The sequence below is a fragment of the Rhodoblastus sp. genome (genome assembly GCF_019449565.1).
Classification (GTDB): Bacteria; Pseudomonadota; Alphaproteobacteria; order Rhizobiales; family Beijerinckiaceae; genus Rhodoblastus.
This window is the reverse complement of the sequence record NZ_JAGRPM010000030.1, coordinates 1-18,279: the sequence shown is the minus strand read 5'-3', so window position 1 is coordinate 18,279 and position 18,279 is coordinate 1. Positions and strand designations below refer to the sequence as shown.

Sequence of the window (18,279 nt, the reverse complement as noted above, 5' to 3'; positions counted from 1 at the left end):
ACCTTCTCCCGCAAGGGGAGAAGGGAAGGGCTGCGTTATACCACCTCGCCCCGCGCCATCTGGGCGGCGAGGCGAATGGCGTCGATATTCTTCTTGTAATGCTCGGGGCCGCCCTTGAAGACAGCGGAGCCGGCGACAAGCCAATTGGCGCCCGCGCCGACGATATCGCTGGCGTTTTCGGCCGTGACCCCGCCATCCACTTCGAGATCGATGGGGCGGCCGCCGATCATGGCCCTGAGGCGGCGCAGCTTCTCCAGCGTTGCGGGGATGAATTTCTGTCCGCCAAAGCCCGGATTGACCGACATGACGAGGATCAGATCCAGCTCGTCGAGCACATATTCAACGACATTTTCGGGCGTGCCGGGATTGAGCGAGACGCCGGCCTTTTTGCCAAGCGCGCGGATCGCCTGCAGCGAGCGATGCAGATGCGGCCCGGCCTCGGCGTGCACGACGATGGTGTCGGCGCCCGCTTTCGCGAAAGCCTCCAGATAGGGGTCGCAGGGCGAAATCATCAGATGGACGTCGAAAATCCGGTCTGTCGAGCCGCGCAAGGCCTTCACGACATCCGGCCCGATAGTGATATTGGGCACGAAATGGCCATCCATGACATCGACATGGACGATATCGGCTCCGGCTGCGACAATGGCGCGAATTTCTTCGCCGAGTTTGGAAAAATCGGCGGAGAGGATCGAGGGAGCGATTTTCAGCGGGCGCATCTTTGTTTCCCCGAACTTTGGCGATTTCCTGCCGGTTTGGATCGTGATCCGCTCCTACAGGATCGGCGGCCTGTCGTCCACAGGCCGCGCGGCGCCGTGTCATTCTTGTCGCCCTTCATGTTGGCGCCGCCGTTGCTAGACCAATATGAAGTGCGACGCTCGCGCTTGCCGGCCGGCGGGACGAAGCGTCGGGACTGAGGAATGCTTCATGCGTCAGACCGATGTGCTTGTGCTGGGCGCCGGGATCGTGGGCGTGGCGACCGCCCTGCAAATCCAGGCGCGCGGGCGCGCGGTGACGCTGGTGGACCGGCGCGGCGCCGGCGAGGAGACCTCCTTCGGCAACGCGGGGCTGATCGAGCGCGCCTCGATCTTTCCCTATCTCTTCCCCCGCGACTGGCGCGCGCTGGCGGTTTACGCGGTCAATGGCGCCAATGAGGCGCGCTATCATTTGCGCGATATGCCTTATTTCGCGCCCTGGCTGCTCCGCTATTGGCGCGAATCCGCGCCGGACCGGGCTTTTCGCAACGCCATGGCCGTCCGCCCTCTGATCGAGCAGTCCCTGAGCGAACATGAAAAGCTGATGGTGGAGGCGGGCGCTTTGGACCTGCTCCGCAAGACCGGCTGGCTGAAACTGTTTCGCAGCGAGCAGACCTTCGCCAAGGGGCGGGCGTTGGCGCGGCAGATCGAGCCCTATGGCCTCAAGGTCGGGCTTTATGATGCGGCGGCCCTGCGCAAGGTTGAGCCCTCGCTCTATGGCGTCCACGGCGCCGTGCATTATCTCGACCCGGCCTCGCTCACTGATCCGCTGGCGCTGACGCAGAAATATCTCGCTCTGTTCGAGCAGCGCGGCGGCGTCTTTTTGCGCGGCGACGCCCGGACTTTCCGCCCCGCCAGCGCGGGCTATGGCGTGGAGACGGAGCAGGGGCCGCTGCTGGCGCGCGAGGCCGTGATCTGCCTCGGGCCCTGGGCGGACGCCGTCACCGGGCCTTTGGGCTATATATTCCCCATGGCGGTGAAGCGCGGCTATCACATGCATTATGCGCCAGGCGAGGGCGCGAGGCTCGATCATCCCGCGCTTGACGCCGACAATGGTTTTTTGCTCGCGCCCATGGCGCGCGGCATTCGCATGACCACGGGCGCGGAATTCGCGCGCCGCGACTCCCCGCCAGACTATACGCAGGTCGATGCGAGCGAACCCGTCGCGCGCAAGCTATTTCCGTTGGGAGAAAGATTGGACGCCAAGCCATGGATGGGGCGTCGCCCCTGCCTGCCGGACATGCTGCCGATCATCGGAGCCGCGCCGCGTCACAAGGGACTATGGTTCAATTTTGGCCATCAGCATCACGGACTGACGCTCTCGGCGAGTTCGGGCCGGCTGCTGGCGGAAATCATGACCGGCGAAGCGCCCTTCGCCGATCCGAAACCCTTCACGATCGAAAGGTTTTAAACGCCGGAGCCGCCCGGGGCGGCTCCGGCGAGCGAAAAGCTGTCACCAGCGGCGATAGGGATGGCCGTAAACGCCATAGGGCCGGGCGTAAGGACGGGCGTAGGGCCGAGCATAAGGACGATAGACCGGCGCATAGGGCCGGTAAACGGGGCGGGGGGCGTAATAGCCGCCGCCATAGCCGTAACCGTTGGGCACGCAGCGGCCCCAGGGGTTCACGTGCCAGCCCGGACCACAGCGCCAGCCGACGGTCTCGATCGGCGCGCCGGCCGCCTGGCCGCCAGCGTCGGGCGCGATGGGCATCGCGCTCGCCGTCGCGGCGCCGACCAGGCTCGCGCCGAACAGGGCGCCCGCGACGATCAGGCCTTTCGCGAAAATTTTCATTTTAACCCTCCCTCAGATGAGTGAGCATAGTGTATGCCGGCCAAATGAACCGACCGTGAACCGGGGCGCGGATCTTTGCATAGGCGTCGTGCGGCCGGATATTTTCTGTTAGCCTGACCTTTAGCGCGCGAATCCGTGCGCGGTTCCCTCCGGGAGAGAAGTTTGTTCGCCACGACCGGCGCCGAGAGGACCATCATCCGACTGGCGCTTCTGATCTTCGTTGGACTTTCCTTTGCGCCTCCCGCCCTGGCGCAGGACGACGACGACGCGCGTCCCGGCGCGAAAAGCGAACCGGATTTCTTTGAGGACAAGCATCTTTTCGGCTTCACCGAGGGCACGGACGTCGGCGAGGCGGGCGGCAAGGAAGCGGAATTCACCACCACGTCCGGATTCGGCAAGAAGGGGCGCGGCGTCTATCAGGCGGTCCAGCAGGAGGCCGCCTTCGAGGGCGCTGCGACGGATCGGTTCGGCTATGAGATCGGACTTTACGGCTCGTGGCTGAACATCGCCAACGTCCCGGGCCTCGACAACCACGGCCAGGTGAATTTCGCCGGCTTCTCCCTGATGCCGAAATATATCTTCCTGCGGCGCGGCATTGACGCGCCCTTCGGCTTCGCCATCTCGCTGGAGCCGGAATTCGAGCGGATCGACAATATCAGCGGCGGACGCGGCAAGAATTACTCGATGGAGACCCGCGTCTATTTCGACGCCGAGCTTATCCCGAAAAAGCTGCTGGTCGCGACCAACATCATCTATCTGCCCGAGGCCAGCAATGAAGCCGATGGCGGAACGAGCCGCTCGGCTCTGTTCGGCGTGACCGGCGCGATGTCCTATCGCATCACGCCCGACACATTTGTCGGCGGCGAAGTCGAATATTATCAGGCCTATCAATCGCTGGGCTTCAGCAACAGCGTCGGTTCTGCGTTTTACGCCGGCCCGACGCTTCATCTGCAAATGGGGCCGAAGGCCTTCCTCTCCCTGGCGTGGTCGGCGCAGCTTTCGTCATCGCCGCGAACGCTGACGGCGGAGGGCGTCGAAGCCTGGAACCAGGCCGATCTTTCCCGCCAGCGCGCACGCATGGTCTTCGGCGTGGAATTTTAGGTCCGTAAACCAGTTTGCGCTGCGGGAATCATTCGGCCGCAAGCCTTTCGTCACCCTAAGCTGGGACATGTCGATGCGCTGGCGATGTTCCGTCGGCTTTATGAGGCCGGAAGCTAGAAATCGCCGACCGGCGTCAGGCTGAATTCGATAAAGCGGGAATCGTTCGCCAGCGCCTCGATCAGGCCGTGGCTGGCATTCTTGTCGGGGGTGCTGATCAGCGCCTGATAATCGAGAAAGCGCCCCTCGCCTGCGCCCTGGGCGCTGAGCGAGGAGACGGCGCAACGGTGTTTCGCCAGCATTTCGACAATCTGCGGCTCATGGATCGCGTCGGCGCGGTTTTGGCGTAAGTGCAGCTTGATTTCGTGCTTGTCGATCAGCAGTCCTTCGCACCAGCGCAGGATGGTCAGGGCGAGCAGGGTCAGCGTCGTCGTGGCCAGCGCGGGAAAGAGGAAGCCAAGGCCGATCATCAGCCCGATGGTCGCGGTGCACCAGAGCGAGGCGGCGGTGGTCAGGCCGCGCAAGGAAAAGCCTTCCTTCAGAATGCCGCCCGCGCCAAGAAAGCCGATGCCGCTCATCACGCCTTGAATCACATGGTTCGACGTGCCGTCGAAGGGATGTTCGACGATCCCGCCCTGCCAGGAATAGACGCCGATCATCATGAGCTGGGCCGAGCCGAGGCTGACCAGCGCATGTTCGCGGAGGCCCGCCATGCGGCCGCGACGGCTGCGCTCCAGCCCGATGAGGCCGCCCGCGCAGAGCGCGAGGCAAAGATGCAGCAGAATGGTCCAATAGGCGGCGTTCATGACTTCCCCCCTACGGGCGATTGCGGAACGCCCGGATTTTTATTTTTTTCGCGCCGATCTGCGCTTATGCGCGCCCGCCAGCTCTGCACATCGCGCCTGCGGTCGAGCGCCTCCAGAAAGGCCCATGCCGATTCCAGCCGCGCCGCGCCCTCGGCGCTCAGCCCATCGCCGAGTTCGAAGCTTTCGCCGCGCACGCAGAGCAGGAAGCTCGTCGGCGGGCTCCTGCCCAGCGTCTTTTCATAGACGCCCAGCACGGCCTCGGGCGCAAGGGCGTGGCTGGTGTGCGTCATGCCGTGGCGGGCGTGAATTTCCGTGAAGGCGAAGGGTGTGGGCGTGTCCTTGCCGGCGTCGAGGAAGAGGGCCAGATCGGCGCCCTGCAAATCCAGCGCATGTTCGAGCTGCAACTGGAAATCCTCGATCAAACTTGCGTCCGCCCAGTTGGCCTCGGCGATCCGCGCCAGCAACAGCGGCCCGAGTCCATCGTCGCCGCGAGAAACATTGCCCCAGCCGAACACGACGAGCCTCACGCCGCGTCGCCGGAAAAATTCTTGCGCCGCCGCCCGACCAGCGCGCCGGACGCATCGCGCAGATCGACCTGCAAGGGCATCTGACCAATGGCGTGGGTGGCGCAGGAGAGGCAGGGGTCATAGGCGCGAATGGCGACCTCGATATGGTTCAAGAGGCCTTCGGTCACCTCATGGCCGCTGAGATGGTCCTTCGCCACGCTGCGGATCGCCTCGTTCATCGCCTGATTGTTGTTGGTGGTCGAGACGATGAGGTTGCAATAGCTGACCAGATCGTCCGCGCCGACGCGATAATGATGGAACAGGGTCCCGCGCGGAGCCTCGATCACGCCGACGGCTTCGGTGTGGCGCTCACCCTTCTCGCCCATCAGATCGATCCCGACAATGTCGGGATCGTCGAGCAGGTCGCGGATCGTCTCCACTGCGTGCAACGCCTCGATCATCCGCGCCCAATGGAACAGCAAAGTGCCGTGGCGCGGCTTGCCGCCGCCCTGGGCCATGAATTTCTTGCGTTCCTCTTCCGCCAGCGGCGTGGGGATGAAATCGCAGGTCTGGATGCGGGCCAGCGGCCCGACCTTGTACCAGCCCGCTTCCGCGCCGAGCGACCGGATATGCGGGAATTTCATATAGGTCCAGGGCTTGACCTCTTCCTGCAGCAGGCTGTCGTAATCGGAGCAGGGGACCTGGTCGAAAATCATTGCGCCAGAGGCGTCGCGGGCGCGCAAGCTCCCGTCGTAAAGCTCCAGAGCGCCGTTCGGCGCGGCGAGGCCCATCATGTTGGACGGGAATTCCCCGAAGGCGTCATAGAAGTCCGGCCGGGTCGCGTGCAATTGCGCGACCAGCCCGACGGCGTCGCGCGCCCAGCCGATCATTATGTCGATCTCGCGCCGCAGCTCCTCGCGCTCGGCGGCTGTGAGCGTCTTGTTGACGCCGCCCGGAATGGCGCCCGTGCCATGGATGCGCTTGCCCGAGGTATGGCGGATGATCTCCTGGCCATATTTGCGCAGCAGCACGCCCTGAAGGGCGATCTCGGGAAATTGCGCCGCGACCCCGACGATGTTGCGCCGCGTCGGTTCGCTGTCGAAGCCGAGCAGCAGGTCGGGCGAGGCGAGATGGAAGAAATGCACGGCGTGCGATTGCAGGATCTGGCCGTAATGCATCAGCCGCCGCAATTTCTCCGCCGTCGGCGTCAGGCTGTGATAGCCGGCGATATGGTCCATCGCCTTGACGGCGGCGAGATGATGGCTGACCGGGCAGATGCCGCACAGCCTTTGCACCACGACCGGAACCTCCCAAAACGGGCGGCCCTCGATGAAGGCCTCGAAGCCGCGAAACTCCACAATGTGGAGCCGGACCTGATGCACGCGATTATTGTCGTCGAGCAGAATCGTGACCTTGCCATGGCCTTCGACGCGGGTGACCGGATCGATGGCGATGCGGCGCAGGTTCTGTTTCGTTTCGGCGGTTTCCAGGGCGGACATGCGAGCCTCAATCGAAACGGAAATGGGCGTAATCGAGACGCGGCGTGCGGCCCTCGATCAGGTCGGTGAGGAATTTCCACAATGCGTCGGCGGAAGGCGGGCAGCCGGGGATCAGATAGTCGATGCGCACGATTTCGTGGATCGGATAGACCTTGTCGAGCATCAGCGGCAGTTCGGGATCGTCCGGGATCTGCGCGGTCTCGTCGACGCGGTCGCAATAGACCTTGCGCATCAGGCCGCCGAGATCGAGCGGATTGCGTTGCGCGGGCAGACCGCCATTGATGGCGCAGGCGCCGACCGCAACGAGGGTGCGGCAATGGGCGCGGAATTCGCGCAGCACATGGACGTTCTCGGCATTGCAGACCGCGCCTTCGATCAGGCCGATGTCGCAAGGCCCGCAATGCTTGATGTCGGTGAGCGGGGAACGGTCGAAATCGACCAGCTTGGCCCGTTCCAGAAAGCGTTCGTCCATGTCGAGCAGCGACATATGGCAACCGAAACAGCCGCCGAGGGTCGCCGTGGCGATCTTGAGGCGTTTCTTCGCGCGGGGTGGGAAGGGGGCGTTCACGTCACTTCTCCCCTTCGCGCCAAGTTGCGTCTTCGCGGAGCGCGACTTCGGCGATGGTGTCGTGATCATAGAGCCTTTCGCCGATGGGGCGGACGAAGCCGACCTCCTTGGGCAGAATGGCGCCGACCGGGCAGACCTGGCCCGCCTTGTCGTGGATCGAGAAGGTGGAATCGCCGAGCTTGCCGCTGGGCGAGTTCACGATGATATGCGTGTCGCGTCCGCGTCCGGCGAGGGCGAAGACGTTCTTGCCGTCCACGTCGCGGCTGGCGCGCACGCAAAGCTCGCACATGATGCAGCGGTTGAAGTCCAGAAAAGCTTCCGGATGCGTGCCGTCGGCCTCGCGGGCGGGGAAGAATTGCGCGAAATGCGGGTCGAACATTTCGAGGTCATAGGCGAGCGCCTGAAGCTGGCAATTGCCGCTCTTCTCGCAGCCGGGGCAGAAATGATTGCCCTCCGCGAACAGCATTTGCAGCAGGGTGCGCCTCCGCAAGTTCAGCTCCGGCGTGTCGCTGAGCACGTCCTGCCCCGGCATGGCCTTGATGGTGCAGGCCGAGCCATTGCGGCCATTGACCACGACCGTGCAGAGCTTGCACGACCCATGCGGCTCGAACTCCGGATGGGCGCAGAGATGCGGAATATAGACGCCCGCCGCCAGGGCGGCCTGCAAAATGGTCTGGCCGGGCTCGAAGGCGATCTTGTGGCCGTCGAGCATGAGTTGGGCGAGGATTTCGCTCATGAATCGGCTCCGAGATGTGCGGCTGCATCGTCACGGCCCGTCAGCGCGCGGGCCTCGGCCAAAGCCGCATCGAGATCGAAGCCGGGCTCGAAATCCTTCAGGCTCAAGCGGCGCTCGAAAGCCGGGGCGAATTTCTGCATCATGTCGCGCAGCGCCATGGTCGCGTTCTGGCCCAGACCGCAATGGCTCGACGTGCGCAGCAGGACGTCGAGGCGGTTCAGTTCGTTGAGTTCGTAGCGCGCGCCATGGCCGGCGTCGATCTTGTTCATCATCCGCGCGATGACCGCCGTGCCGACCCGGCAGGGCGTGCAGAAGCCGCAGCTTTCGTGCTCGAAGAAGTTTGCGAAATTCAGCGCGGTTTCGAACATGTCGCGGCCCTGTCCGAACACCATGAAGGCTCCCGCGGTCGGCACGTCCTCGAAGGCGATGCGGCGGTCGAACTCATGCGGCGCGAGACAACAGCCCGCCGCGCCGCCGATCTGCACGGCGAAGGCGTTTTCCGCGCCGCAATCCTCCAGCACCTGCGCGATGCTGACCCCGAACGGATATTCGTAAAGCCCGGGCCGTTCGCAATCGCCCGAGACAGAGAGGATTTTAGTTCCGGTCGATTGCTGCGTGCCCTGACCGGCATAGAAGACGCCGCCTTGGATCGCGATCTCGGTCGCCTTGCACAGGGTCTCGACATTGTTCACGACGGTCGGCTGGCCGAGATAGCCATGGGTGGCGGGGAAGGGCGGTCTTATGCGCGGTTTTCCAGCCTTGCCTTCAAGAGACTCGATCAGCGCCGTCTCTTCGCCGCAGATATAGGCGCCCGCGCCCATATGGATTTCAATGTCGAAGGAGAAGCCCGGGTCGCCGCAAATGGCGTCGCCGAGCAAGTTTTCGCGCCGCATTTCGGCGAGCTTCGCTTCCAGCGGAGCCCGCAGATAGGAATATTCGCCGCGCAGATAGAGAAAGCCCTTTTTCGCTCCGGTGACATAGCCCGCGATGGCCATGCCCTCGAACACGCGGCCGGCATAGGATTGCAGCAATACGCGGTCCTTGAACGTGCCGGGCTCGCCCTCGTCGGCGTTGCAGATCACGTAACGCGCCTCGCCGGGGGCGTCCCGGCAGGCCTCCCATTTGACCGCCGTGGTGAAGCCGGCGCCGCCGCGCCCGCGCAAGTTGGACTTTTTCATCTCCGCGAACATGCCGTCGCGCCCGCGCGCCAAAGCCGCGCGGATCGCCTCGCCTGAGGCGCAGGCCGCGCCGAGCAGCATGTCGGCGCGGCGGATATTGTCATTCACCTCGAAGAATTCCGACGGCCAGGCGTCCAGTGGCGTACGCGCGCGGATCAGGGCGCAGAGCGCATCAATGCGCTCGGGCGTCAGCCGCGTGACGGCGCGATTATTGACGAGCAGCGCCGGCCCCTGATCGCACATGCCGGTGCAGGAGGTTGTGGCGATGCTGAGGAGGCCATCGGAGGAAACTTCGCCCGGCTCCAGTCCGAACTGGTCGAGCATGCGCGCCATCAGGGCCGGAGCGTCGGCCATGCGGTCGGTGATATTGTCGGAGAACAGCACGCGATATCGGCCGCACGGCTCGTCATAGAGATGGGCGTAGAATTGGGTGAGGCAGTCGATCTGCGTCGCGGGAATGTCCAGCGCATGAGCGACGGCCGAGCGAACCTCCGGGGAGATCCAGTCGAAGGCCTCCTGAGCGTCGCGCAGGATTTGCAGCAAGGCGGAGGGCGCGCGGCCATATCGGGCCAATATCGGCTCGAGTGAGGAATCAATTGAGGCCATGCGTCCCTTCCCTCAAGCCGCGCCCGTTCACGCGGCGCTTGAGCTTGCTTCCCGATGTGTAGGCGCGAAACTTCGCCCGGGGAATGACCTCGATCAAGCCCGAAAAAGGTCTCGCGTCGTCAAGTATTTGTGTCACGAAACCTGGGATGCGGCGTTCAGGCGGGCTCCGGCGCCCAGAGCCGGTAGCCAATGCCCGGCTCGGTCAGGATCAAGCGCGGGACGTCGGCGTCCGGTTCGATCTTGGCGCGCAGCTGGCCGACGAAGACTCGCAGATATTGCGTGTCATCGGCATGGGCCGGGCCCCAGACGGCGGCGAGAATCTGGCGGTGGGTCACCACCCGCCCGGCATGGCGGACGAGCACGGTGAGAAGGTCGAATTCCTTGGGCGTGAGCTTCAGGCTCTGGCCGTCGCGCGTCACGCGGCGCTTGTCGAGATCGACCACGAGTCCCTCGGCCTCGTAGCGCGGGGCGGGGGCGTGGTCGGGCGCGGCGTGGCGCAAGGCGGCGCGCAGGCGGGCGAGAAACTCCCCGATGGCGAAGGGCTTTTCCACATAATCATCGGCGCCGAGATCGAGCGCCGCGATCTTCTCGGTCTCCTGGTCGCGCGCGGACAGAATGATGATGGGGCTTTTGCTGAATTTGCGCGCTTCGACCAGCACGTCCTTGCCGTCCATGTCGGGCAAGCCGAGATCGAGCACGATGACGTCCGGCGCGGATGTGGCGATGAGGCGCAAGGCTTGCGCGCCCGTCTCCGCCGACAGAGCCTCATAGCCCGAAGCCAACAAGGCGGGACGGAGAAAACGCTGGATCGGCGCCTCGTCGTCGACGACCAGCACGCGGGTCTTCATGCCCTTTTCTCCTTGTCCACCACAGCGACGGGAAAGCGCACCAGCAGCCTGGTCCCGCGACGGCGCAGCGCTGGGCTCTGCGCCTCGATCTTTCCGCCCATCGCTTCGACCAGGCCCTTGCAGATCGAAAGGCCGAGGCCTGTGCCGGCCTTGCGGCCGTCCATCCTGCCGCCGCGATAGAATTTCTCGAAGATGCGTTCGAGATCGGCGCGCTTGACCCCCGGCCCTTCGTCCGTGACCGAAATGACGACCTCCGGCCCCTCCTGCCGGGCGTGGACCGTCGCGCCGGTCTCGCCGCCATATTTATGGGCGTTGTCGAGCAGGTTGAACAGCACCTGCTCCAGCAGGCCGGCATCGCCGCGAATGAAGGGCAGGTCGCGCGCGAGCGAGGTTTCGATGCGCATGCCGGGAAAGGCCTTGCGGCATCGCTCGACCGCGCCGCGCACGATTTCGGCGGGGTCGAGAAAATCCGCGCGCACCTTGACCGCGCCGGATTCGAGCCGCGACATGTCGAGCAGATTGGCCACGAAGCGGCTGAGCCGCGCGGCCTCTTCCTCGATGGAGGCGAGCAGGTCGCGGCGGTCCTCGATGGGCATCTTGTCGCCGAGCTGGCGCAAGGTCGTCACCGCGCCGGTGATGGAAGAAAGCGGCGTCTTGAGGTCGTGCGACAGCGAGGAGAGCAGGGTGGTGCGCAATTTCTCGTTTTCTTCCAGCGCGGCGCTACGCACCGCCTCGCCCACCAGCAGCGAACGGTCGATGGCGATGGCGGTCTGCTCCAGCATGGCGGTGAGCGCCCGCTCGTCCTCTGGCGACACCGGCTCGTCCGGCGTCTTGGGCTGAAAGCCGCAAACGCCCGCGACGCCGCGCGGGGTGACGAGGGGCCGGAACTGGAAGGCGAGATTGGGCAGGGTGTCGGTGCGCCAGCCCGCCGCCACGCGCTTGGAAAAAGCCCAGCGCGCCGCGCTCATCTCGCCGGGGGAAAGTTCGTCCATCGGGGGCCATGCGGCGGCCAGCCGCAACTCGTCGCCCTCTGGCAACAGGAAAAGGATATGGCCGCCCTGGACGCGCTGAAGATGCGCGGCCGCCGCCCAGAGCGCGTCGTCGAGCGTCGGTGCGGCGGAAAGCTTGCGCGAGAAGGCGTAAAGCAGTTCGGAGTTTTCCGCGCGACGCCGCACGAATTCGGATTGATCGTGGACGCGCCCCGCGAGCGAGCCGGTCAGCACCGCGACCAGCAGAAAGACCAGCAGCGAGAGCAATTCCTCGGGCTTGGCGATCGTCAGCGTGTAGAGCGGCTCGATGAAGAAGAAATTATAGGCGAGAAAGGAGAGAAACGACGCCGCGATGGCCGACCAGAGGCCGAAACGCTCCGCGCAGACCAGAACTGCCAGCAGAAAGACCATCGACAAGTTGGGCAGGCTCAGCCAGGCGTTCAGCGCCTCGCCTGCGCCGACCGCCAGCGCCACGGCGAGGACGGCGCCCGCAAGGCCAGCGCCGAGGCGGCGACGCTCGCTTGCGCGGAGTTTCAGGCTGATCCGCCGCGGTTTTGGCGCGGGCGCCTCCGGCGCGGCGATGACGAGGACGGGAATCTCCCTGGATTGCCGCACCATTTCATAAGCGAAATCGCGGCCGAGCCAATGCTTCCATAAATTGCCGCGCGCCCGACTGACGACGATCTGCGTGAAGTTCTCGCGCCGGGCATAGCGCAGGATTTCGGCCACCATGTCGGAGGCGGCGAGCCGCACCGTTTCGGCGCCGAGCCGCTCGCTGAGACGAAAGGCCTCGTCCACGAAGCGCACCTTGGCGGGGTCGGATTCTTCATGGCCTTCCGGCGCGACATGGGCGACGACCCATGAGGCGTTGAGCCGCGTCGCCAGCCGCCCGCCCGCCCGCACGACCGTCTCGGCCTGAAAATCCGCGCCGATGCAAACCAGCAGATGGTCAGACGTATCCCACGGCCCTTCGATGGCGTTCTGGCGCAGGTAATCGACCATCTGGTCGTCGACGCGGTCGGCGGTGCTGCGCAGCGCCAGTTCGCGCAGGGCGGTGAGATTGCGCGTCGTGAAGAAATTCTGCGTCGCGCGCCGCGCTGTTTCGGGCAGATAGACCTTGCCTTCCTGAAGGCGCTGGATCAGCTCGTCCGGCGTGATGTCCACCAGCACGACATCGTCGGCGCGTTGGAGTACGCCGTCCGGCACGGTCTCGCGCACGGCGACGCCGGTCACGCGGCTGACGACTTCGGCGAGGCTTTCGAGATGCTGGATATTGAGCGCGGTCCAGACGTCCAGCCCGGCGCCGAGCAATTCCTCGACATCCTGCCAGCGTTTGGGATGGCGGCTGTCAGGGGCGTTGCTGTGGGCGAGTTCGTCCACCACGATCAGCGCGGGCCGGCGCTTCAGCGCCGCGTCAATGTCGAATTCCTCCAGCTCGCGTCCGCGATAGGGGACTTTTTTGCGCGGCAGGACTTCCTGGCCCTCCAGCAGCGCGGCGGTTTCCGCGCGCCCATGCGTTTCGACCAGGCCGATGACGATGTCGGCGCCTTCGGCCTTAAGCCGCCGCGCGCCGGCCAGCATGGCATAGGTCTTCCCGACGCCGGGGGCGGCGCCGAGGAAGACCTTTAATTTGCCGCGCCCTTCCTTTCCCGCCAGCGCCAGCAGCGCCTCGGGATCAGGGCGGCGGTCGCGTTCGCGCTCCGTCGCCATGCCTTATTTTTGCGCGTCGAGCGCCAGGTTTAGCAAGAGCACATTGACCCGCGGCTCACCGAAGAAGCCGAGCCAGGGCTTTTCGACATGGGCCAGCACGAGATCGCGGGCCTTGGCGACGTCAATGCTGCGCGCCTTGGCCACGGAGGGGGCTTGCAGGAGCGCGTTTTCGGGCGAGATGTCGGGGTCGAGGCCCGAGGCCGAAGTCGTCAGCGCATCGGCAGGCAGCGGCCCGGTCCAGCCCGCCTCGCGCTTGGCGTCAGCCGCGGCTTTCACGCGGTCGATCAGCGCCTTGCTGGTCGGGCCGAGGTTGGAGCCCCCGGAATTGGCGGCGTTATAAGGCGCATCGACGGTCTTGCTGGAGTCGTTCGGGTCCGGCGCGCTGGTCGCGGAGGGCCGAGACTGAAAATAGGTTGGCGAGGTGAAATTCTGGCCGACGAGCGCCGAGCCGACAATCTTGCCGTCGCGCTGGATCAGCGAGCCGCCCGCCTGCCAGGGGAACAGGACGGAGGCGATTCCGGTCAGCGCGAGTGGATAGGCGAGGCCGGTGAGGGCGGTGAACAGGACCAGCATGACGATGGCGGGGCGAATATGTTGCATTGGATTTCCCATGGTTTGTTCCTCGGGACGTTTGGACCCCTTCTCCCCTTGCGGGAGAAGGTGGCGCGAAGCGCCGGATGAGGGGGCGTCGATTGCCTTGAAGGAACCCCTCATCCGTCTCGCCTTTGGCGAGCCATCTTCTCCCGCAAGGGGAGAAGGCAAGCTGCCGTCAGGCGAGATGCAGCGCGGCGACGACGATGTCGATCGCCTTGATGCCGATGAAGGGCGCGATCAGGCCGCCGAGGCCATAGATCAGCAGGTTTCGGCGCAGCAGGGCCGCCGCGCCGACGGGACGATAGGCGACGCCTTTCAGCGCGAGCGGGATCAGCAGCACAATGATGATGGCGTTAAAGATCACCGCCGACAGGATCGCCGACCGCGGTGACGACAGGCCCATGACGTTGAGCGCGCCAAGCTCCGGATAGGTCGCGATGAATAAGGCCGGCAGGATGGCGAAATATTTGGCGACGTCATTGGCGATGGAGAAGGTGGTCAGCGAGCCGCGCGTCATGAGCAGCTGCTTGCCGATCTCCACGATCTCGATGAGCTTGGTTGGGTCGCTGTCGAGGTCGACCATATTGCCGGCCTCGCGCGCGGCCTGCGTGCCGGTCTGCATTGCGACGCCGACATCGGCCTGCGCGAGGGCGGGCGCGTCATTGGTGCCGTCGCCGCACATGGCGACGAGGCGGCCGCCGGTCTGCTCCTTGCGGATCAGGTTCAGCTTGTCTTCGGGAGTGGCTTCGGCGAGGAAATCGTCTACGCCCGCTTCTGTCGCAATGGAAGCGGCGGTCAGCGGATTGTCGCCGGTGATCATCACCGTCTTGATGCCCATGGCCCGCAAGGCGGCGAAGCGCTCGCGAATGCCCGGCTTGACCACGTCCTTGAGGTGGATGAGGCCGAGCAGGCGGCCCTTGTCGGCGACCGCCAGCGGCGTGCCGCCGCTATGGCCGATGCGCTCTACGCCGGCCTTGAAGTCCGGCGGCGTCGAATCTGCCGGCAGGCCGATGAAGCGCAGCACCGCTTCAACCGCGCCCTTGCGGATGGCGCGGCCGCCAGCGTCCACGCCCGAGAGCCGGGTCTGCGCGGCGAAGGGGACTATGGTTGGCGCCACGCCGCCGAAGTCAGGCTCCCGGGCGCCGAATTCGCTTTTGGCGAGCGCGACGATCGAGCGGCCCTCGGGCGTCTCGTCGCCAAGGCTGGCGGCCAGGGCCGCTTCGGCCAGATCCGCCGCCGATACGCCGGGCATGGGGATGAACTCGCTAGCCATGCGATTGCCGAAGGTGATGGTGCCGGTCTTGTCGAGCAGCAGCGTGTCCACGTCGCCCGCCGCCTCGACTGCGCGGCCCGAGGTGGCCAGCACATTGAAGCGGACCAACCGGTCCATGCCCGCAATGCCGATCGCCGAGAGCAGGCCGCCGATGGTGGTGGGGATGAGCGTCACCAGCAGAGCGACCAGCACAACCACGCTCACATTCATGCCGGAATAGACGCCAAGGCTCCACAAGGTCACGACGGCGATCAGGAAGATCAGCGTCAGGCCCGCGAGCAGCACGGAGAGCGCCAGTTCGTTCGGCGTCTTCTGGCGTTCGGCGCCCTCGACCAGAGCAATCATGCGGTCGATGAAGGTGTTGCCCGGCTGGGCGGTGATGCGCACCTTGATCCAGTCCGAGAGCACGGTCGTGCCGCCGGTGACCGCGCAGCGGTCGCCACCCGCCTCGCGGATCACGGGGGCGGATTCGCCGGTGATCGCGCTTTCATTGACTGAAGCGACGCCTTCGACGATGTCGCCATCCGACGGGATGATGTCTCCGGCCTCGACCAGGACCGTGTCGCCGGCGCGCAGGTCGAGCGCGGGGACATTATCGATCGCGGCGGAATGCCCCGACGCCTCTGGGTCGCGCAGTCTTTTCGCCATGGTGTCGGAGCGGGTGGCGCGCAACGTGGCGGCCTGCGCCTTGCCACGACCCTCCGCCACCGCTTCCGCGAAAGTAGCGAACAACACCGTGAACCAAAGCCACAGGGCGATCTGGCCCGAGAAGAACGGCTCACTGCCTCCGAGGAAAAGCGAGCGTAGCCACAGGAGGGTGACGAGCGCCGCGACGACCTCTGTGACGAAGATCACCGGATTGGCCGCGAGCTTGTGTGGCGCGAGCTTCTTGAAGGCCTCGACGGCGGCTTCGCGGAAGATCGCCGGGTCGAACAGCGACAGCTTGTGTTTGGCGAGAGATTTCTGGGACATTTCAAACCACCTCAAAAGGTCTTGCCGGCGAGCATCAGGACGTGCTCGACGATTGGACCGAGGGCGAGGGCGGGGAAGAATTGCAGGCCGCCGACGATCAGGATGACGCCGACAACGAGGCCCACGAACAGCCCGCCATCGGTGGGGAAGGTTCCAGCCGACGCCATCGCCTTCTTTTTCGCGGCGATGGAGCCGGCGATGGCCACGACCGGCACGACATAGCCGAAGCGCCCCAGCGCCATGGCGAGCGCGGTGGTGATGTTCCACCAGGGCGTATTGGCGCTCAGGCCGGCGAAGGCGGAGCCGTTATTGCCGGCTGACGACGTATAGGCGTAGAGGATTTCCGACAGGCCGTGCGGGCCGCTGTTGGCGAGGCTCGACAGCGCCGCCGGGAGCACCGCCGCCACGGCGGAGAAGCCGAGGATGGCGAGCGGTAGGATCAGCACGGCCAGCATTGAGAGCTTGATTTCGCGGGATTCGATCTTCTTGCCGAGAAATTCCGGCGTGCGGCCGACCATCAGCCCGGCGACGAACACTGAAAGAATGGCGAAGACGACCAGCCCGTAGAGGCCCGAGCCGACGCCGCCCGGCAGAACTTCGCCCAGCTGGATCAGGAACATCGGCACGAGCCCGCCAAGTGGCGTCAGCGAGTCATGCATGGCGTTGACCGCGCCGCAGGACAGGCCCGTGGTGACCGCCGCGAACAGCGAGGATAGCGCGAGGCCGAAGCGCAGCTCCTTGCCCTCCATATTGCCGTTGGCGGGATCGAGGCCGAGCTGGGTCAGCAGCGGATTGCCCGCGCTTTCCGACCAATAGATCACGGCGACGCCGGCGATCAGTAGCACGCCCACCACTTTCAGGAAGGCCCAGCCCTGCTTTTCCGCTCCAACCATGCGGCCGAACATGATGAGCAGGCCAAGGGAAACCGCCAGCATGGACCAGACCTGCAGCAGATTGGCCACCGCGCTGGGGTTCTCGAATGGATGGGCGGAATTGGCGTTGAGGAAGCCGCCGCCATTGGTGCCGAGCTGCTTGATCGCCTCCTGGCTGGCCATGGGGCCGAGCGCGATGGTCTGCTTGGCGCCTTCGAGAGTCGTCGCCTCCACCGAACCGGCCAGCGTCTGCGGCGCACCGGTCGCGAGAAAGGCGATGGCCAGCAGCAGGCTGATCGGCAGCAGCACATAGAGGGTGGCCCGGGTCAGATCGACCCAGAAATTGCCGAGCGTCGCGGCGCTGGCGCGGGCGAAGGCTCGGGTCACGGCCAAAGCCAGCGCAATGCCGGTCGCGGCGGAAAGGAAGTTATGGACCGCCAGACCGGCCATTTGCGAGAAATGGCTCATGGTCGTCTCGCCGCCATAGGCCTGCCAATTGGTGTTGGTCAGGAAGCTGATGGCGGTATTGAAGGCGAGATCGGGCGGGACATTGTCGAAGCCCTGCGGGTTGAGCGGCAGGAAAGCCTGCAGTCGCAGGATCGCGTAGAGCGACGCGAAGCCCGCCGCCGAAAACGCCAGCATGGCGAGCGTATAGGCCAGCCAGCCCTGTTCGCGCTCGGGTGAAACCCCGGTGAGCCGGTAGAACAGGCGCTCTATCGGGCTGAGGGCGGGGGTGAGGAAGGTGCGCTCGCCGGAAAAGACGCGCGCCATATAAAGGCCAAGCGGCCGCGCTGTGAGCGCGGCGAGGCCGAGGATCAGGCCGATTTGCAGCCAGCCGGACAGGGTCATGACGAACTCCGGAAATTTAGAAACGCTCGGGATTGAGCAGGGCGAAAACGAGGTAGACCCCGAGCAGGACGGCCACGATCAGGCCGAGAAGCGGTTCGAACATCGCGGCCTCCTTCAGGCGCGCGTCAGGGCTTTGGCGTAGAGCGCCAGAGCCGCGAGCAGGGCCAATCCAAGGCCCAGATAGCCAAGATCAGACATGGCGTTTCCTTTCGTGTTGCGGCGCGGAATCTGGCGAAACGCGCGTCAAATTTCGATGCGGAAGGAGACCTCGCCGCATAAGGAAGTTGTAAAGGCGGGCGTGCGCTTTCGGCTCCTGCGAGCGAATCTCGTGAGGAAACAGCGGGATAGGCGATGGTTAGGGATATCGCGCCGCCGGACGCCCGCGCCAGATAGGCTTCGTTTTCGGCGATTTGGCTCTTGAAGTTGCGTTGAAAGCCTTCTATGCAGCGCCCTCGTTGGATTCTACCGCCTGACATTCGGAACGAGGGCCATGGCCAAGGAAAAATTTTCGCGCACGAAGCCGCATTGCAACATCGGCACGATCGGTCACGTTGACCATGGCAAGACGTCGCTGACGGCGGCGATCACCAAGATTCTGGCCGAGACGGGCGGCGCCACGTTCACCGCCTAT

17 protein-coding genes are annotated in these 18,279 nt (G+C 65.1%); 4 read left to right on the top strand and 13 right to left on the bottom strand.

What is annotated here, in order from left to right:
- Positions 1-35: 35 nt before the first annotated feature.
- Positions 36-716: a ribulose-phosphate 3-epimerase gene (rpe, locus tag QZ409_RS07135; RefSeq protein WP_296708556.1), complete on the bottom strand. Its 681-nt coding sequence runs from the start codon at positions 714-716 to the stop codon at positions 36-38.
- 208 nt (positions 717-924) lie between these two features.
- Between rpe and QZ409_RS07130 the strand changes: the two genes are divergently transcribed.
- The gene (locus QZ409_RS07130) at positions 925-2,163 is read left to right on the top strand and encodes an FAD-dependent oxidoreductase (RefSeq protein ID WP_296708553.1); all 1,239 of its coding nucleotides are present in this window, start codon (positions 925-927) and stop codon (positions 2,161-2,163) included.
- Between the two features lie 42 nt (positions 2,164-2,205).
- Here the strand turns inward: QZ409_RS07130 and QZ409_RS07125 are convergent, their stop codons facing one another.
- The gene (locus QZ409_RS07125) at positions 2,206-2,544 is read right to left on the bottom strand and encodes a hypothetical protein (RefSeq protein ID WP_296708550.1); all 339 of its coding nucleotides are present in this window, start codon (positions 2,542-2,544) and stop codon (positions 2,206-2,208) included.
- A gap of 162 nt (positions 2,545-2,706) precedes the next feature.
- Between QZ409_RS07125 and QZ409_RS07120 the strand changes: the two genes are divergently transcribed.
- On the top strand, positions 2,707-3,645 hold the full coding sequence (locus QZ409_RS07120; RefSeq protein WP_296708547.1) for a transporter: 939 nt from the start codon (positions 2,707-2,709) through the stop codon (positions 3,643-3,645).
- Positions 3,646-3,758: 113 nt separating this feature from the next.
- Here the strand turns inward: QZ409_RS07120 and QZ409_RS07115 are convergent, their stop codons facing one another.
- From QZ409_RS07115 to kdpA, 11 genes are all read right to left on the bottom strand, one after another.
- Positions 3,759-4,448: an MgtC/SapB family protein gene (locus QZ409_RS07115; RefSeq protein WP_296708545.1), complete on the bottom strand. Its 690-nt coding sequence runs from the start codon at positions 4,446-4,448 to the stop codon at positions 3,759-3,761.
- Positions 4,445-4,975 (bottom strand): hydrogenase maturation protease, encoded by a 531-nt coding sequence (locus QZ409_RS07110; RefSeq protein ID WP_296708542.1) that lies wholly within the window; start codon positions 4,973-4,975, stop codon positions 4,445-4,447. The genes QZ409_RS07115 and QZ409_RS07110 overlap by 4 nt, the downstream gene beginning before the upstream one ends.
- Positions 4,972-6,453 carry a Ni/Fe hydrogenase subunit alpha gene (locus QZ409_RS07105; RefSeq protein ID WP_296708540.1) on the bottom strand — a complete coding sequence of 494 codons (1,482 nt, stop codon included), beginning with the start codon at positions 6,451-6,453 and terminating at the stop codon, positions 4,972-4,974. Before QZ409_RS07105 ends, QZ409_RS07110 begins: the two co-directional genes overlap by 4 nt.
- Before the next feature lie 7 nt (positions 6,454-6,460).
- Positions 6,461-7,021: an NADP oxidoreductase gene (locus QZ409_RS07100; protein ID WP_296708538.1), complete on the bottom strand. Its 561-nt coding sequence runs from the start codon at positions 7,019-7,021 to the stop codon at positions 6,461-6,463.
- Position 7,022: 1 nt separating this feature from the next.
- Positions 7,023-7,757 carry a 2Fe-2S iron-sulfur cluster-binding protein gene (locus tag QZ409_RS07095; protein ID WP_296708534.1) on the bottom strand — a complete coding sequence of 245 codons (735 nt, stop codon included), beginning with the start codon at positions 7,755-7,757 and terminating at the stop codon, positions 7,023-7,025.
- Positions 7,754-9,541 carry an NAD(P)H-dependent oxidoreductase subunit E gene (locus QZ409_RS07090; protein ID WP_296708530.1) on the bottom strand — a complete coding sequence of 596 codons (1,788 nt, stop codon included), beginning with the start codon at positions 9,539-9,541 and terminating at the stop codon, positions 7,754-7,756. Before QZ409_RS07090 ends, QZ409_RS07095 begins: the two co-directional genes overlap by 4 nt.
- A gap of 155 nt (positions 9,542-9,696) precedes the next feature.
- Positions 9,697-10,389: a response regulator transcription factor gene (locus QZ409_RS07085; protein ID WP_296708526.1), complete on the bottom strand. Its 693-nt coding sequence runs from the start codon at positions 10,387-10,389 to the stop codon at positions 9,697-9,699.
- Complete coding sequence (locus QZ409_RS07080; protein WP_296708522.1) at positions 10,386-13,088, bottom strand: sensor histidine kinase KdpD; 2,703 nt, start codon at positions 13,086-13,088, stop codon at positions 10,386-10,388. The genes QZ409_RS07085 and QZ409_RS07080 overlap by 4 nt, the downstream gene beginning before the upstream one ends.
- A 3-nt stretch (positions 13,089-13,091) precedes the next feature.
- Positions 13,092-13,688, bottom strand: a complete 597-nt coding sequence (kdpC, locus tag QZ409_RS07075; RefSeq protein ID WP_296708519.1) for a potassium-transporting ATPase subunit KdpC — start codon at positions 13,686-13,688, stop codon at positions 13,092-13,094.
- 169 nt (positions 13,689-13,857) lie between these two features.
- Positions 13,858-15,927, bottom strand: a complete 2,070-nt coding sequence (kdpB, locus tag QZ409_RS07070) for a potassium-transporting ATPase subunit KdpB (RefSeq protein WP_296708516.1) — start codon at positions 15,925-15,927, stop codon at positions 13,858-13,860.
- Positions 15,928-15,938: 11 nt separating this feature from the next.
- A complete protein-coding gene (gene kdpA / locus QZ409_RS07065) occupies positions 15,939-17,648 on the bottom strand; it encodes a potassium-transporting ATPase subunit KdpA (RefSeq protein ID WP_296708514.1) in 1,710 nt (569 codons plus the stop codon).
- Between kdpA and QZ409_RS07060 the strand changes: the two genes are divergently transcribed.
- Both QZ409_RS07060 and QZ409_RS07055 read left to right on the top strand, forming a co-directional pair.
- Complete coding sequence (locus QZ409_RS07060; protein ID WP_296708511.1) at positions 17,647-17,790, top strand: hypothetical protein; 144 nt, start codon at positions 17,647-17,649, stop codon at positions 17,788-17,790. The two genes, kdpA and QZ409_RS07060, sit on opposite strands and share 2 nt — an antisense overlap.
- A 348-nt stretch (positions 17,791-18,138) precedes the next feature.
- On the top strand, positions 18,139-18,279 hold a 141-nt coding region (locus tag QZ409_RS07055; protein ID WP_296708465.1), incomplete at its 3' end, for a GTP-binding protein.

Excerpts from the sequence above, each read along its gene's own strand:
- rpe (WP_296708556.1), bottom strand. The coding sequence starts at position 716 with ATGCGCCCGCTGAAAATCGCTCCCTCGATCCTCTCCGCCGATTTTTCC.
- QZ409_RS07130 (WP_296708553.1), top strand. The coding sequence starts at position 925 with ATGCGTCAGACCGATGTGCTTGTGCTGGGCGCCGGGATCGTGGGCGTG.
- QZ409_RS07125 (WP_296708550.1), bottom strand. The coding sequence starts at position 2,544 with ATGAAAATTTTCGCGAAAGGCCTGATCGTCGCGGGCGCCCTGTTCGGC.
- QZ409_RS07115 (WP_296708545.1), bottom strand. The coding sequence starts at position 4,448 with ATGAACGCCGCCTATTGGACCATTCTGCTGCATCTTTGCCTCGCGCTC.
- QZ409_RS07105 (WP_296708540.1), bottom strand. The coding sequence starts at position 6,453 with ATGTCCGCCCTGGAAACCGCCGAAACGAAACAGAACCTGCGCCGCATC.
- QZ409_RS07095 (WP_296708534.1), bottom strand. The coding sequence starts at position 7,757 with ATGAGCGAAATCCTCGCCCAACTCATGCTCGACGGCCACAAGATCGCC.
- QZ409_RS07090 (WP_296708530.1), bottom strand. The coding sequence starts at position 9,541 with ATGGCCTCAATTGATTCCTCACTCGAGCCGATATTGGCCCGATATGGC.
- QZ409_RS07085 (WP_296708526.1), bottom strand. The coding sequence starts at position 10,389 with ATGAAGACCCGCGTGCTGGTCGTCGACGACGAGGCGCCGATCCAGCGT.
- QZ409_RS07080 (WP_296708522.1), bottom strand. The coding sequence starts at position 13,088 with ATGGCGACGGAGCGCGAACGCGACCGCCGCCCTGATCCCGAGGCGCTG.
- kdpC (WP_296708519.1), bottom strand. The coding sequence starts at position 13,688 with ATGCAACATATTCGCCCCGCCATCGTCATGCTGGTCCTGTTCACCGCC.
- kdpB (WP_296708516.1), bottom strand. The coding sequence starts at position 15,927 with ATGTCCCAGAAATCTCTCGCCAAACACAAGCTGTCGCTGTTCGACCCG.
- QZ409_RS07060 (WP_296708511.1), top strand. The coding sequence starts at position 17,647 with ATGACGAACTCCGGAAATTTAGAAACGCTCGGGATTGAGCAGGGCGAA.
- kdpA (WP_296708514.1), bottom strand. The coding sequence starts at position 17,648 with ATGACCCTGTCCGGCTGGCTGCAAATCGGCCTGATCCTCGGCCTCGCC.